Source organism: Bradyrhizobium sp. 87 (genome assembly GCF_023073015.1).
GTDB classification, from domain to species: Bacteria; Pseudomonadota; Alphaproteobacteria; order Rhizobiales; family Xanthobacteraceae; genus Bradyrhizobium; species Bradyrhizobium canariense_D.
This window is the reverse complement of sequence record NZ_JADPIQ010000138.1, coordinates 1-15,067: the sequence shown is the minus strand read 5'-3', so window position 1 is coordinate 15,067 and position 15,067 is coordinate 1. Positions and strand designations below refer to the sequence as shown.

13 protein-coding genes are annotated in these 15,067 nt (G+C 56.5%); 7 read left to right on the top strand and 6 right to left on the bottom strand.

Annotation, left to right across the window (positions count from 1 at the left end):
• Nucleotides 1–898 precede the first annotated feature (898 nt).
• Both IVB50_RS37605 and IVB50_RS37600 read right to left on the bottom strand, forming a co-directional pair.
• Entirely contained in the window at nt 899–1,900 is a 1,002-nt protein-coding gene (locus IVB50_RS37605; RefSeq protein ID WP_247299850.1) for an NAD-dependent epimerase/dehydratase family protein, read from the bottom strand.
• Nucleotides 1,897–3,066, bottom strand: coding sequence for a DegT/DnrJ/EryC1/StrS family aminotransferase (locus IVB50_RS37600; RefSeq protein ID WP_247299848.1), 1,170 nt, complete (start codon nt 3,064–3,066; stop codon nt 1,897–1,899). Before IVB50_RS37600 ends, IVB50_RS37605 begins: the two co-directional genes overlap by 4 nt.
• Before the next feature lie 387 nt (nt 3,067–3,453).
• On the opposite strand from IVB50_RS37600, the gene IVB50_RS37595 reads away from it, so the two are divergent.
• The gene (locus IVB50_RS37595; protein ID WP_247299847.1) at nt 3,454–4,377 is read left to right on the top strand and encodes a glycosyltransferase family 2 protein; all 924 of its coding nucleotides are present in this window, start codon (nt 3,454–3,456) and stop codon (nt 4,375–4,377) included.
• Between the two features lie 137 nt (nt 4,378–4,514).
• On the opposite strand, the gene IVB50_RS37590 is transcribed toward IVB50_RS37595, so the two are convergent.
• Nucleotides 4,515–5,948 (bottom strand): glycosyltransferase family 4 protein, encoded by a 1,434-nt coding sequence (locus tag IVB50_RS37590; RefSeq protein WP_247299844.1) that lies wholly within the window; start codon nt 5,946–5,948, stop codon nt 4,515–4,517.
• A gap of 46 nt (nt 5,949–5,994) precedes the next feature.
• Complete coding sequence (locus IVB50_RS37585; RefSeq protein WP_247299842.1) at nt 5,995–7,131, bottom strand: glycosyltransferase; 1,137 nt, start codon at nt 7,129–7,131, stop codon at nt 5,995–5,997.
• A 549-nt stretch (nt 7,132–7,680) separates the two neighbouring features.
• On the opposite strand from IVB50_RS37585, the gene IVB50_RS37580 reads away from it, so the two are divergent.
• From IVB50_RS37580 to IVB50_RS37560, 5 genes are all read left to right on the top strand, one after another.
• Nucleotides 7,681–8,742 carry a glycosyltransferase family 4 protein gene (locus IVB50_RS37580; RefSeq protein WP_247299839.1) on the top strand — a complete coding sequence of 354 codons (1,062 nt, stop codon included), beginning with the start codon at nt 7,681–7,683 and terminating at the stop codon, nt 8,740–8,742.
• On the top strand, nt 8,739–9,464 hold the full coding sequence (locus IVB50_RS37575) for a polysaccharide deacetylase family protein (RefSeq protein WP_247299837.1): 726 nt from the start codon (nt 8,739–8,741) through the stop codon (nt 9,462–9,464). The genes IVB50_RS37580 and IVB50_RS37575 overlap by 4 nt, the downstream gene beginning before the upstream one ends.
• Before the next feature lie 303 nt (nt 9,465–9,767).
• The gene (locus IVB50_RS37570) at nt 9,768–10,868 is read left to right on the top strand and encodes an O-antigen ligase family protein (protein ID WP_247299835.1); all 1,101 of its coding nucleotides are present in this window, start codon (nt 9,768–9,770) and stop codon (nt 10,866–10,868) included.
• 72 nt (nt 10,869–10,940) lie between these two features.
• Entirely contained in the window at nt 10,941–11,729 is a 789-nt protein-coding gene (locus tag IVB50_RS37565; RefSeq protein WP_247299832.1) for an FkbM family methyltransferase, read from the top strand.
• A gap of 393 nt (nt 11,730–12,122) precedes the next feature.
• Entirely contained in the window at nt 12,123–12,920 is a 798-nt protein-coding gene (locus tag IVB50_RS37560) for a right-handed parallel beta-helix repeat-containing protein (protein ID WP_247299830.1), read from the top strand.
• A gap of 27 nt (nt 12,921–12,947) precedes the next feature.
• Here IVB50_RS37560 and galE read toward each other — a convergent pair whose 3' ends face one another.
• The gene (galE, locus tag IVB50_RS37555; protein ID WP_247299828.1) at nt 12,948–13,967 is read right to left on the bottom strand and encodes a UDP-glucose 4-epimerase GalE; all 1,020 of its coding nucleotides are present in this window, start codon (nt 13,965–13,967) and stop codon (nt 12,948–12,950) included.
• A 665-nt stretch (nt 13,968–14,632) separates the two neighbouring features.
• Here galE and IVB50_RS42845 point away from each other — a divergent pair.
• Nucleotides 14,633–14,815, top strand: a complete 183-nt coding sequence (locus IVB50_RS42845) for a hypothetical protein (protein WP_346730924.1) — start codon at nt 14,633–14,635, stop codon at nt 14,813–14,815.
• A 9-nt stretch (nt 14,816–14,824) separates the two neighbouring features.
• Here IVB50_RS42845 and IVB50_RS37550 read toward each other — a convergent pair.
• The coding region (locus IVB50_RS37550) for a transposase (protein WP_247296352.1) at nt 14,825–15,067 on the bottom strand (243 nt) is incomplete at its 5' end.

The following is a 15,067-nucleotide window of genomic DNA, read 5'->3' as shown; positions in this document are numbered from 1 at the left end:
GAAAGTCCGGGCCTTCAAATCATCCGGCCACTGCTTACGGCCTGCGCCGGCGTACACTTCGATACGCTGTGTCAATGGTCGTCTTATGTCGTCCGAATGGTCGTCCATTATGAGCACCCTTGCAGAAGATGACTCTTCTAACGGTGCTCCCAAGATCGCGCACAGACAATCTAAAGGGCCGCGGCGCTACGCTTACCGCCTATCAATACGGCCACAATATTGTTGGCAGACAGTTCGGGAGTTCAACCTTTCTAATGACTGTGCAGGAATTCGACGACTCTCTTCGTGAGAACGCTACGAACCTCTCTAAGAGAGTGCCATCCGCGCACGAACGTGGGAAATTGTGGCGGATCGCTGGTTTGCAGGCGCGAATTCGAACGGGCAGAGAGTTATTACGCGCTGAGCTGCAAGTATGATGGCGCGCGACTTGCGCGGCCGGTCAAACAAGCGCTTCTTGGTCTCCGTGCAGGAGACGTCGTGGTCGCCTTGAGGGACAAGATGATTGACATTCGCGAGACTTTGGCCAACTCCAAGTCTCATGGATAGCGTTGCGGGGGCCCACGCTATACCAACGGATGGCCGGCAACAGTTCCGGAAGCCATTCGAGTTTTTGTGCCCGACGGCTGCCTGGATGCGGCATGAGCCTCGAATTACGCGCGGAGAGCCATGCCGCACGACGAAGTACTCTGAACCTGCGATCGAGCTGTGCATCGGCAGTATTGAGCAAGCCGCCCGGAAGGTCGTGCGATTTGACGCCGCACATGCGAAGGTTCAAAGGATCGCCGACGGCGGCGCCGAACCGGCGCTCGAAGGCGGCCCGCTTACGACACCCGACCGGACGCCCCGGTTCGCCCGGCGTCGGCCTCTTCATCGGCAAGCAGCGGCGTAGCGATCGGAATCACGATGCAGCCGCCTGCGGTGGACTAGCGGCAGTGAGTTCGCGCTCCGCCCGCCACCATCTCACGAGCTCCGACAGGCCCTGCTCGAGCGAAGTGGCGGCCCGGAAGCCGAGCAGGCGCTCAGCTTTTCCGGTAGACGCCTGCCGGCGTTGCACCGGATTGATCGAACGCTCTGGTGCGAACTCCAAGCCTATTCCTTGCCGTCCCATCACTGACGAGAGGGCTTGAGCGAGCTGCACCAAGCTCGTCTCCGTGGCGGTACCCACGTTGAACACCTCGTCCGTGACCTTTGCCCTCGCCGCGAGAATATTGGCGCGGGCGACGTCGCGGACGTGCACGAAATCCATGGTGTGTCGGCCCTCACCGAAGATAACGGGAGGCAGGCCGGCCTCCAGTCGCTCCATCCAGCGGATCAGGACCTCAGTGTAGCGTCCATGGATGTCCATACGGCTGCCATAGACGTTGAAGTATCGGAGCGCCACGTAATCTAGGCCGTACATATCGTTGTAAGTGCGCAGTAGCCCTTCATTGAAGGCCTTGGCGGCCCCGTACAGAGTCCGATTGTCGTACGGATTCTGTCGCTCGGTCGTGGGAAACTCCTCGGCCATGCCGTAGACGGATGCAGAGGAGGCGGCAATCACCTTCTCGACATTATGCTTGATGCAGAGGTCAAGCAGGTCAAACGTGGCATCCACCATGACTTCCTTGGCCAGACGAGGCTCGGCGGCGCAGTGGGTGATGCGCAGTGCCGCCTGGTGAAACACAAGATCGGCCGCCTTGACAAGCGCACTCATCAGCTTGCCATCGCGTATATCGCCCTGGACCAGCCGCACCGGCCCGCGTCCCAGCGCCCGGCGAAGATTCTCCGGCCGACCTCTTACCATGTTGTCGAGAGCGACGATTTCGATGCAGCCCTCGTCGCACAACTGGTCGATGATATGGGAGCCGATAAATCCCGCGCCGCCGGTGACCAGAATGCGTTTACCCTTAAGATCGATCAACTTGCCCTCCTGTTGTTGGGCCTTGCCAGAGCATCTTTGCGTTCGCCGTCGATTGCCCCAGCGAAGTCCAGGGGCGCCACTTTCTTCAGCCTGGAAGCGATTTCGGTCACCTGTTCGGACAACAACTCCGGATAAATCGGGAGCGAAAGAAACTCGTTCGCAAGCCTCTCAGTAACGGGAAGATCGCCCGGACCGTAGCCGAGCTCCGCGTACGCTTTCTGCAGATGCACGGGAACGGGGTAATGAATGGCGGCGCCGATACCGGCTTCCTGCAGGGCGCTCAGCGCTTCATTACGGCGCGACAGCCTGACGGCATAAACATGATAGACATGGCGGCTATGGCACGGTGGCCGAGGGCGAGCGGACGAAAGACCCGACAGCAACCGATCGTATTCCGCGGCAATTGACCGGCGCGACTCTGTCCAAGCTTCAATGTAGTCCATCTTGACATTCAGCACCGCGCCCTGAATGCTATCCATGCGGTAGTTATATCCGGCGATAACGTGATTGTATTTGGCCTTTTGGCCCCAGTCGCGCAGCAGTGAGACCCGATGCGCAAGCTCGGGCTGATCCGTCACGACTGCGCCGCCTTCGCCAAACGCGCCGAGGTTCTTGCCTGGATAGAAGCTGAAGCAGCCCAGATCGCCGATCGAACCTGCGCGTCGCCCCTTGTATTCCGCGCCATGAGCCTGCGCTGCGTCTTCGATGACGAGGAGGCCATGCCGTCGAGCGATCGACATGATTGGATCCATGTCGGCCATCAGCCCGTGAAGGTGAACCGGCAGGATGGCCTTTGTTCGCGGCGTGATCGCAGCCTCAATGGCCGTCGGATTTATTGTCCATGTAGCAGGATCAACGTCCACGAAAACCGGTTTGGCACCGGTGTAGAGTATGGCAGCCGTCGTCGCAACAAACGTCATCGAGACCGTGATGACTTCGTCGCCCGGTCCGATAGCGGCTGCGAGCAGCGCTAGATGGAGCGCGGAGGTGCCGCTGTTTAGCGCGCGGCAGTAAGCAACCTTGCAGTAGTCTGCGAAGCGTTCTTCGAAAGCGCCAACCTCCGGCCCGAGTACAAATTGCGTACTCTCGATGGCCCGCACCACAGCGGCATCGATGTCGGTTTTGATCTGGCGGTACTGGGCCTTCAAGTCCAGAAAAGGTATCAAGGCGCAATCCTTTTGTTGGATTAGTTATTTAATTCGTTTTTAAAAGAGATTTCTGATTAAATCAACCCAAAAATAAATTGCAGGGAAAGGTGTTAATAAGTAGGCGTTGAGCGCCGGCCGCGCCGGCGTGAAGGGTGAAGGGAGGATTTGGCGAGATTGATGGCTCACGTCACCATGACACATGCAGCCCAAGCGCCTTGCGAGTTGATTTAATGATAATTATGTATTTAAGATCGTATTTAATTGACAATTGTGAAATGCTGGGAAACTGATGTACTTTGTTAAATTGAAGCAGCAAACAGCCTCCGAGATCGGCGCAGCCGATGCCCTGCGTAGCTCGCCCGGGAAGCGATCACCCAGAAGTTCGCCATGGGAATGATCTGATCGATGGCAGCCAATGGAAATTCAAGTTTGATCGATTCCAACCGGGCTGGCATGATTTCGATCGTCGTCCCGGCCCACAATGAGAGATCTGTTGTTGCACGGACGTTGAGCCAATGGGTCGGTAACCCCGGAGGCAGCGACCCGGCTTCGGGCGAGATCGAGGTGGTCGTCGTTTGTAACGGGTGTACAGACGATACAGCGGCAGTCGCCCGGCGATTCGGTCCAACCGTCCGTGTCGTCGAGTCGGATATTGCAAGGAAAACCCACGCCCTGAACCTCGGGGATCAAAATTCGGCGGCGTTTCCGCGGATTTATGCTGACGCCGATATCGTGATTACGCTTGATGCCATTCGAGCTCTGGCAAGACGCCTTGAGCAGGGCGACGTTTTGGCGGTGGCACCTACGGCCGATATCAATCTGACTGGCTGTTCGTCGCTGGTCCGCAAATACTACGGAATCCGGTCACGGCTGCCGTCTTCGCGAGAGGGAATTGGCGGTTCCGGCGTCTACGCCTTATCAGAGGTCGGGCGCGGGCGGTTCGGCCTGTTTCCAGATATCGTTGCCGATGACACGTATGTTCGTCTTCAGTTCAGGCCCGAAGAACGGGAGACACTGCCCTGCGTGAGCTCAACCGTATTCCCCCCACGCACTGTGCTTCAGCTGATTGCCGTCAGAAGTCGCGTGTACAGGGGAACTCTCGAGCTGGCCCGGCGCTTTCCCGAGCTGAATGTGAACAAAGGTGAAGCCAATCATCGGGCGCTCATTTCACTAATCAAAGAGCTTCACTTGTGGCCCGGACTGTTGATCTATTTTTTTGTCAACGTTCTTGCCCGATGCAGGGCGACCTTCTGGCCGCGAAGCAGAGCTCATCTCTGGCAACGCGATGAGACTTCTCGTGCGGCGCTCTCGGCCGATTCACTCGAATGAGAACTAGCGAATGGCGGAAGTCCAAGCCGCTATGGACCGCAAGCAGCTTGCACGGCTAGCTGAGCTGATTGCCCGTCACTCGCTTCTATTGTGGTGAACCGCGATCGGTACACGCTGGATTAATTTCAGCTCCGAATCTACGATACGGAAATCGCACGAAAGAGTACGTCAGCGTGACGCTTTGCGCAATCCGTGGCGCTGAAACGCTCTCTTGATTCCTCCGACAAGTGCTTTCGCGCTGCCAACCATCGGTCACGCTGTGCAATCACGGATTTCATTGCCGCGGCAAATTCTTCCCTATTTGGCTGCGGTTTAAACCGCATACGGCTTGCACTCTCCCAGCTCGCCGACTCCGCGCTCCCGAGCGGGTTTCCGACGACAAAACCTCGGCTGCCGTCCGTACCGACCTGGTCGCGCGCGCCGCCAACCTCGCTCAGGACAACAGGCAGCCCTGCGCTTAGCGCCTCCATGCTGGCCAGCGACCATCCTTCAAAAAACGAATCGAGAACGAAACAGTCAGCAGCCGCCAATAAAATGGATGGACTTGCAAAGGAGTGCCTGAGGTGAATTCGTCTCTTCATCGACAGCTCGTCCCGAAGTGCGCGCACTTGGCTGGTGTACATGTGGTTATCTAGACGGCCAGCGATCAAGAGGTGCGCGTTCGGATCACCTTGTGCGACCTGGGAAAAGGCCTGCACGAGGCCATATGCATTCTTCTGGATGGAATGTCGGCCAAGGCTAAGAAAAAGAAATTCGTTATTGAGCCCAAGCCAGGCGCGCGCGACGGCACGATCGCAGGACGGACGATGTGTGTCATTGAAGGCATTCGGAATCGTGACGATCCGATCCTCCGGAAACGAGCGATTGCCATTCAAGTATTGTCGTCTGACGAGTTCGCTTACCGCCACGAACGATGTAATCCACGCGGACCGCGTCCCCTCTCTGCTCCAGTCCGTACTTATTGGAGTCGGAATGCCGTGGAGCGTCTCGACAACCGGAATCCCCGCGCTTAGAGCTTGTTCCAGAATCCAAACTGGCGGATCGTGGGCGCTTATGACATCAGGACGGTTGGCAGCCAACCACTGACGACATTGGCTGGGTGAGGCGACAAGAACCGATGTTCCTTCTCGCTGGAGCGCCGTGCACAGTTGTCCCAAGTAGGTTCTCACGTCAGGCCCCGAAGTCGGGGGCGTGCACATGACGGTCACACGAAGTCCCAGGACGGGTAACCGTCGCGCAAGGAAGGCAACAAATTCATCGAGACCACCGGCGTCGAGCGCTGGGGTAACTATCAGGCAATGCGCATGACGGGATGATGCTAAGAGTTCGGTCGGCTGGATATCGGGCGAACCTGGAGAATGCGGATCAGGAACGATCGGCACGGAATTCGTATTGCGCAAAATGAGCGGTCTAGACCAATCGTCGACGATTTCATTGTTCTCCCAGCTGGAGGGTGCGCCAACAATCAGCTTTCTTCCGGCACGACGGACGCTGCGGGGTAAGCGCCAGGAATTTCGCTGAGCCCACAATATCGCCCGCTTTGAAAGGCCGTTGCGCACGAGACTCTTCATAAGGCATCAACTGCTAGTGTTCTGATCCGAGGTCAGCTTTGTATGTTCACGACTGGAGGAGGGACCCAAAGATGTTGAGTATATCCTGTTTCTCAGCCTCCGGCGGATAGCGCCCAAACGCGAAGCGGGAAGCTGCGGTCGCCAGGGAATCTGCGGATCGCAGATCACTATCGATGCCGTGAATGGCCTGTTCTACCGCGCTTACAAAAGCAGCAACATCGCCGTCTTCAACGGCGGTTGCGAACGGAGGACGGAAATATTCGCGACCTCCAGAGCCGTGATACCCGACCACGATACATCCGCAGGCAAGGGCTTCGAGTGGTGGCAACCCAAATCCCTCTCGAAAACTAAAGCTGAGGAATAATCTCGCGGTTCGAAGCAGTTCGGCCGTCTCTGCCTCGCTGCGTCCAGCGATGGCAACGATGTCCCAGCCGTTGAGAGCGCCGCGGAGCCTCAGTTGCGCAAGTACGGCAGCTGCGTCATCCGGTCGTTTTCTCGGCATGTAAACGATCCGACGTTGCTTCGAGCCTTGGGGCGGATGATACAAACTAGGATTAATCCCAAGTCGAAGACGCCGAACGGGGATTGCTGGAAAAGTGCGTCTGATGACGTCGGCATTGTCCTGAGAGACGACCAACACCAGCGCGAGATCTGGGTTGTTTGTATACGGTTCCGCGTAGGCAAGCCCATTTTCCAGAGAGCTTAATGTAAGATAGGCGTTCTGATTGAAAATTACCTGTCGAACGTTGCGCGGCAGGTTGCAAATCGATCGGCCATAAACTTCCGGTACAACGAATATGTCGCGCGGTCCTAAGGTTAGCTCGCTTGCGCTGACGACTCGCGTTGAGTTTTCAAACCAGCTGCAGCGAAATCCTGGTCGGGCGTGTAGGATGGCTGCATCCAGTCCAGCGGCGTTTAGGGTGTCGACACATTGGTATAACTTGCGGACTCCGCCGCTCGGGGATTTGTAATGTGGGCATAGGAACCAGGCAGTTGGAGATGACGAAGCGGGATTTCGTGCTGCCAAAACGCTCGCGCGGAGCTTGCCAATAGCGTGATCGGCACTTGCTTCATCCAAGAAGAGGCGAAACTGGTGCGAGCGGTGGCGAAGCGTCGAACGCGCGCGCTTGAGCAGAGACCTGACCACTCCTCTGCCGGATGCTTCAGTTTGCCCGTTTGCCACCAGTTAAATCCTATTCTAAAATTAATATGGCTATTAAATTTAATCTCGTCGCAAATCAATAACTATCTTCCCCCAATTAATATGATAGCTGAAAATGGAGTTCGAGCCTGCAGTGAGGGAGAGTATAGTCCAGGTCGCGATTATCCGGGCTAAAATTTAAGATGGTTTTTTAATTGACGATTATATATAATCAATAATATTTGCGCGGGGTGGCCTCGGCGTGAAAGGGTTAGGGTCGTTGATAGGCATTATGGATCAAGCGATCGGGTTGGAAGCTCTCGGCGGGATTCAATTGCTCTCCCGGAGAGCCGTTAGCGTGGCCATGCCGATGGAGGATTCGCGACATTGCCAGTCATTAATTGAGGCGGGAAGTGGTTGGAGCGCACCTTCTCGTCGGTGTTTGGGGCCATCTGCTGGTTGCGCCTTCTGTAGGGGAACAAAATGAGTCACAATCAACACGTCCCCAGCAGCCAGGCAGCGCGGCGGATTGCATTCGCCACTATCGGCGATGCGAGCCAGGTGAAGTTCTGGTCCGGCACGCCGTTCCACATGTCGAAATCCCTGGCAAACCAAGGTCACGAGGTGGTCCATATCGGACCCCTAAGCGCACCGAGCCTGCCCTTATACAAGGCGTATTCCAGGCTTTGCCGTACCTTTCGCCGTCGGGGGCTCTCTCCATTCCAGGCGGGCCCCGTCGTTGCACAATATGCAGCGGACGCGGTACGCAAGATCCGCGCCGTGTCGGCCGATATCGTCTTCGCGCCCGCCGGATCCACCTTCGCCTGGAGCGTGCCCGATGGCGTTCCCCTCGTCTATGCGTCCGATGCGACCTTTCGGCTTATCGAGGACTATCATCCCAATTATCGAAACCTGTCACGCTCGGCTCGAAAGACCTCGGAACGCCTGGAGCGCGATACAATCACGCGCGCCGATTTGATCCTCTATCCGTCGCAGTGGGCGGCAGAATCCGCCGTTAGGGATTATGGTGCCGATCCTGCGCGGGTGCATGTCGTTCCTTGGGGCGCCAACCTCAAAGAGGCGCCCGGTCGCGACTCCGTGCTTGGATGCCGGAAGCCAGGCCCGTGTCGGATGCTCCTGATCGGCGTCAACTGGAAAGAGAAGGGCGCTGACACCGCGATCGAGATTCTTGCTGAACTGAACGACAGAGGCGTAAAGGCGGAACTCGTGATCTGCGGATGCTCTCCGCCGGAGCCTGTCACCCGGGATGGCCTGACGATCATCCCTTACCTCGACAAGAATGATCCTGCACAGCGCAGCCGGCTCGAGCAACTATATCGCGATGCGGATTTCTTTCTGTTGCCGACCCGCGCGGACTGCTTCCCCATCGTGTTGTGCGAAGCCGCAGCCCATGGTGTGCCGAGCGTTGCGCGGGCCACCGGTGGCGTTCCTTATGCCGTCCGCGAGGGGGCGACCGGCGTACTGGTGCCGTCGAACGCGAGCAAGTCAGACTACGCTGGCGTCATTGCGGAGATTTTTGCGAACCCGAACACGCTGGCCCGCTTGAGACAATCGAGCCGCGACGCCTACGAGACCCAACTGAATTGGCAGGCCTGGGGCCGACGGGTCTCAGACCTGATGCAAGCTCTATGATTGTCCTCAACTATCACGAACTGGTGGAAGCGTCGCCTTCGAATGCGTGGTGCCTGACGCATGAAATATTCGATGCGCATCTCGCGCTTTGCGGGGACATACTGGTCTCGCCTCAAGCGTTTCTGGAGCATTGCCGCGATCCGAAAGCCAGCCACAGCGGTGCTGTCCTGCTCACGTTCGACGATGGATTTCTTTCGGACTACACGCATGTCTATGCTCGTTACGTGAAGACCGGACGGATTCCGGGGTTCATGTCCTTTATCCCTGTGGATTTCGTAGGCTCGCCGGGACGCATGAGCTGGGACATGATTGAGGAAATTAGCAGGGCCGGCGTTGTGATTGGCTCGCATGGCATGGCCCATGTCGACTTGACCACTGTCTCGGATGTCGACCTCCATCGCGAGCTTGCGATGTCGAAGTCGATGCTGGAGGATCGCCTCGGGCAACAAGTTACCCTTTTCGCCTTCCCATATGGGCGCTTTTCCCGACGGGTTTGGGATGCGGCTCTGAAGGCGGGCTACTCGCACCTCTTTACAATCCAGCTTGGCTATCATCGCGGGTTCGAATTCTTTCTCTATTCCCGTCTTTGCCTGACGAACAACATGGATGCGATCTACATGCGCCAGCACTTGATTGATCCGGATGCGATGCGCGGCTTTGCCTGGAGGATCAGCACAAAACTGGGGCTGTATCGCCAACTGATGCGCTTGCGGTATCGATAACATCGTCACGGTGCGGCGGGCAGGACATTTCACATAGGATGGAAGCCGGTGGTAAGCATTGCAGCAAAAAGGTCTCGTCAGGTTGGAAGGTCGTTGCCTTCCGTCGGCCGACAAGTTGCAGCCGCTCAGCCGACGCGGAGCCCCAAGATCTCTCCGCTTCTTACCGTTTTCGTTTTCTCGTTGGCCATGCCGATTCTTATCTACATAGGCCCGATACGCTTGTCTCCCTACCGGCTGGTCCTGGTTGCGAGCTTCATTCCGTGTTTGATAGCGTGGTTGTCTGGACGGATGGGGCGAACACGGTTGCCGGACATCTTGATGCTTTTGACGGCGATATGGCCAGCGATCATATTGGTGAGCCAGCACGGCATCGACAGCGGTCTGCAGTCCGCAGGGATCTTCGTGATAGAGACGCTCGGAACCTTTCTGCTTGCAAAGCGATACGTTCGGGATGTTTTCGCGTTTCATCGCATGGTGAGGTGTCTGGCACTCATGGTCGTTTTGCTGCTGCCATTCGCCGCGTACGAAAGTATCTCGGGCTCGCCGATCTTGATTGAATTGTTTGGCAAGGTATTCTCCGTCTACAGCATCGTTCATGATGAGTCACGGATGGGGCTTAGACGAGCTCAGGGCCCCTTCGAACACCAGATCCTGTTTGGCGTCGTGTGTTCAAGTGCATTCGCCTTGAGCTATTACGCATTTGGCGCCGCCCGGCGCCAAATGGGGCGATTAGCCTTGGGCCCTGTGGTGATGGCGGTATTCTTTTCCCTTTCCTCCGGTGCTCTCCTATCGGTTGTCGTTCAGGCCATGTTTATCGCTTGGGACAAAGTTACGGTGAACGTGACGCGACGTTGGGCAATATTGGCCCTAGTCATGATCAGTGCCTATCTTGTCGTGAACGTCCTCTCCAACCGAACCCCTTTTGAAGTCTTCATTTCGTACCTGACGTTCAATGCGGACACGTCCTACATGCGTGTGCTCATCTGGCAGTACGGCACGGGATCAGTGATGGCGCACCCGATCTTTGGAACTGCTCTATATGACTGGGATCGTCCCGAGTGGATGCCCGGCAGCATCGATAACTTCTGGTTGGAAACCGCCGTTCGGTACGGTATCCCCGGCTTGTTGTTTACGGCTGGCGGTTTTCTTTCGGTTTGCTTTGGTCTGGGCCGGCTGCGAAACCTCTCGTTTGAGGTAGCGCAATGCCGAAAGGGTCTTATCATCACGCTTTGCGGATTGGCTTTCGCCGCCTGCACAGTCCACTTGTGGGATGCTCCTTACGTCTTGCTCATCTTCCTGCTCGGTAGCGGCATGTGGATGTTCGACCACAATAACGGGATCGCTTCCACTCCGTCCGCCGCGCAAGACGCTCATTCCCGTTGGGTCACTCATCCCGACCTGTGAAGATGTTTGCCGACCTATGCAATGGAATTTGTACGCGCCATGATATCAGTTTAGAAGCGTTAGGAGGCAGAAATGGGGCTTCTCGCCGGTTTACGCGCATACTATACTGAATTCGGATTTGGCGGTGTCTTGAGCATTGCGAGGTTTGGCCTTACAGGGCATCCGAAACGCGTTCGCGTGCAAATGAACGGGCTCAAGCAACCTCTCACGATCAGAATGCGATCCTCAGACCACCGAGTCTTCCATGACATCTTTCAGCAGCATGAATACCTGTTCAATCCTCCAGGGCCACCTTCAACCATAGTCGATGCCGGCGCGAATATTGGCTTTGCATCGATCTACTTTGCAAATAGATGGCCCAACGCGCGAATCGTGGCAATCGAACCGGACCCGGCAAACTTTGAACTGTTAGTTGAGAACACCAGGCGCTACCCGAACATTCAACCGCTTCAGGCTGCAGTCTGGAAGGAGAATGCGAAGCTGGACATGTTCGACCCCGGCACCGGATCGTGGGGGATGCAGACCACGGCATCGGCCGATGGAGGTATCGTTGGACTGACGCTTCCAGAGATCATGCGGCGCTACGACATGCCGCGAGTCGACCTCCTCAAGATGGATATTGAGGGAGCAGAGAGAGAGGTCTTCGAGGGCTGTGCCGGATGGATCGACTGCATCGGCTCGCTGGTCATCGAAATTCACGAGCACTTAAGACCGGGCGCGCAGGCATCGGTAATGCGGGTCAAAGACCACTTCAAAGAGATCTATCACAAGATGGGCCGGGCCGGTACTTGGTACATGTTGCGAGAAAGAGGGCTGCAGCCGGATTTGCCGCAGATCTATCGCGGCCGGATACTAAGCTAAAACGCAAAAAGAAAGGCCCTCCATGTGACCCAACTGCTGCGAGTTTGGCCCGTTAGTCAGAAGCGGCGCGCCGGCGCGCCGGCACCGGATTGCCCTTCAGCGGCCTTGCGTGGCTCGTGGTGCGTCCGGGCGGCCAGGAGCAAGGGCGGTGATGCTCACTTATGCTCAAAGTCCACCCGTCGGCCCCGGTTCGCGGCTAAGCTGGTCGCGATGTTCGTGTCACCGGTCATCATTCTCGGCACAGCGGCGATGCCGTTGCCGAAGGACGTTCATCCATGCCCAGCGGGTTATTCGTCCTCGGCCTCATACTGCTTGCCCTCAACCGACGCCAAGCCTGCCATCCCGAAAGTGGGGCAATGTGCGAGCGGGTATACGTCGTCCGGCAGCCATTGCATGAAGTCGGACCGGACCGTCACGGCAGCTGGTATTGTTGCTCTCGATAAGGGCGTGGGCAGCATCGCGTTGACCGTCGGGGCAACAAATGATTCTGGCAACATCGCTGGCACAGAAGCGATCAACGACGCCCCGCAAAGCACGCCTCTTGGCGCCATCCCGCTCACGTTCAATGATGCGATCTTCACAGGGATGACGGAAAAAACCAGCGGGCTTTGGCTGAGTAGGGGCCAGAACCTTTCGCGTACTTCTATTAGGGAGCAGGTCTCTGAACCGGCAAGCATAGGGATGAGCGGCAACAACACCATTGACTACTGCCGCATCCTTTCGAAGGAGGGTATTCGCGTCAGTGGCTCGGGGGCATTCAACATCAGCAATTGCTACATCGAGGCACAAGGCATATCCGGCGATCACGCTGACGGCCTGCAGACCTATGCACCGGGGAGCCGTGGGGCCATAACCATCAGAAATACGACGTTTCATTGCTACAACCATGATGCGACCGCTGGCATCTTTGTCGCAGATAACTGGACCGGCACGATCGATTTGCAGGATGTCGTTTTTATCAGCGGTCCCTATGGCCTGCGCGTGCATCCCGACAGCGGGGGCGACAATTTCGTTTACCTGAGGAACGTGTACTTCGTCGGTCCATTCCAATACGGCCCGTTCTTGCTCAGCGATTATGGCGGGCACGTGAATCGCATCATGCTTTGGGACAACGTTCGTTACGCCACGATTGTAAATGGGCTGCTTGTACCGGGATCGACGATCGCCCCTCCGAAGCGAGTTGGATTCTGACCGAGCAGATACCTACTGCTCGGTCTTTCAATGCCTCTCGCTTGCCAGCTCCAATTCCCACTGGTACGCATGTCGCACCATTGTTGATAGTTCATCATAACGGGGGAACCAACCGAATGATCTAAGCTGATCACTATTTGCGACCACCGATGCCAAGTCCCCAGCTCGACGCGGGGCTAACCTAAGCTTAAAATCAATTCCAGTTACTGCCTTGACGATATCGACAACCTCTTTAACCGAATAACCCCGACCATATCCGCAATTTACGGTGAAGCTCTCAGTCCCTCCTTGCAAACGGCTAAGGGCCAGGACATGAGCGTCCGCTAAGTCTGCAACGTGGATGTAGTCTCTGACAGCAAATCCATCGGGTGTAGGATAGTCGTTTCCGAAGATTTCCATGCGGGGTCTTTTCCCAAGAGCTGTTTCAATCGCCACCTTAATGAGATGAGTAGCATTCTTCGTTGATTGACCCATTCGACCGTTTGGATCGGCGCCGGCCACGTTGAAGTATCGCAGAATAGCATAACGCATCTCGTGCGCTGCTCCCGTATCCTCGATCATGCATTCGGCCATGTACTTTGATCGGCCATATGGTGATTTGGGATCAGGCTTCTGGGCTTCCGAAACAAGCGATTCCGAACTTCCGTAAACGGCAGCGCTCGAAGAGAATATAAAAGCACCGACCTTTTCGCTTATAGCGGCAACCAGAAGCGTCTGAGTTTTCACAGCATTCGTCAAGTAATAGCCGAGCGGGTCTCGAACCGAATCCGGCACGACAGTCTTCGCCGCAAAATGTAGGATAGAAGTTATCTTGTTTGTCCTAATCACGCGACAAACCAGGTCAAAATCGCCTACGTCGCCTACGATAAGTTTAGCGGTGTTTGGGACGGACCAGCGGAAGCCCGTGGACAAGTCGTCGAGAACGATAACTTCATGTCCCGCATCGAGAAGGGCGAGGACTGTGTGACCTCCGATGTAACCGGCCCCACCTGTGACCAAGCACGTCGACTTAGGGGATGGATTAAGCGGCCTCGTTGTTACTTCCATGCGGGATTACCATTTTAGATTGAGTCGGCTTGTAGGAGCCAAATTGCGACCTGCCAGGCGCTGTGCCCCGGTTCTATGCTCTCCATGACGGAAATCCGTAAGCGCTCATCTGACCTGATCGACAAATCTGTTCAACGTTGCCAGTTAAAATGCGCGATAGCTCCCTCAAGCCCTCCGGACGTGTACCTCATTAAGCGCTTTGCCCAAGCGACGTCCGCTTCTCCTTAATAGCAGCGCTAAAGCGGAGATTGCCTGACTTCCGGGTTGGGCCACGAGAAAATACCGCCGAATGAGAAGCCGGTCGAGTGATTTATTTCGCTTTGTGGCCAATTAAGTCGTGTTAATTTATTTAATTGGTGGTACTTTAATTTCTGCGGAAGGTTCGTCAGCGGCGTCAACATCAGGCGCGCTTGGCGCGCCGAGGCGCACGATCACCTAGCCGCCCGCGCCGAGGTCAAAGATGACGGCGTCCTTGCCCCGGACCTTGCGCATCTTCTCAGTCATCCATGGCCTCGTCCGCTCGTACCGAGGATTGCTCAGCACCTCGGGCCGATACTGAGCAAGTGGGACTGATGACAGTCCTCGCGCGTCCGGCACAGTGGGATGCTCCGCGGTTGTGCTGTCACGCGCTGCCCTTGCCCCCAACAGTCATAGGACGGTTCCCCATGCCCCCGGAAGACGAACACCGGCGTGAGTTTTTGGAAAAATTCGCAGCGGTAACGCCGCCTGCCGTGACCATGCTGCTTTCGACCTCCCTCACGTCAAACGCAATTGCGCAATCTGGAGGTGGAGGCATCCGGCACGAGCACCACGAACGCCACCACCATCACCATCATGACCGCGACTAGGGTTCAGACTCAATTGATCCAATAAGCGACGAGAGCGGCGAGGTGGACGGCGGCCAAGAAGTTTCTGGCAAGTTTGTCGTAGCGAGTAGCAACACGCCTGAAATCCTTGAGCCGGCAGAAACAGCGCTCGATAACATTGCGCCCTTTATAGAGGCGCTTGCTGAAGCTGTGGAGGGTCACCCGGTTGGATTTGTTTGGAATGACGGGTTTCGCGCCGCGATTGACGATTTCGGCGCGAAAGCCGTCGCCATC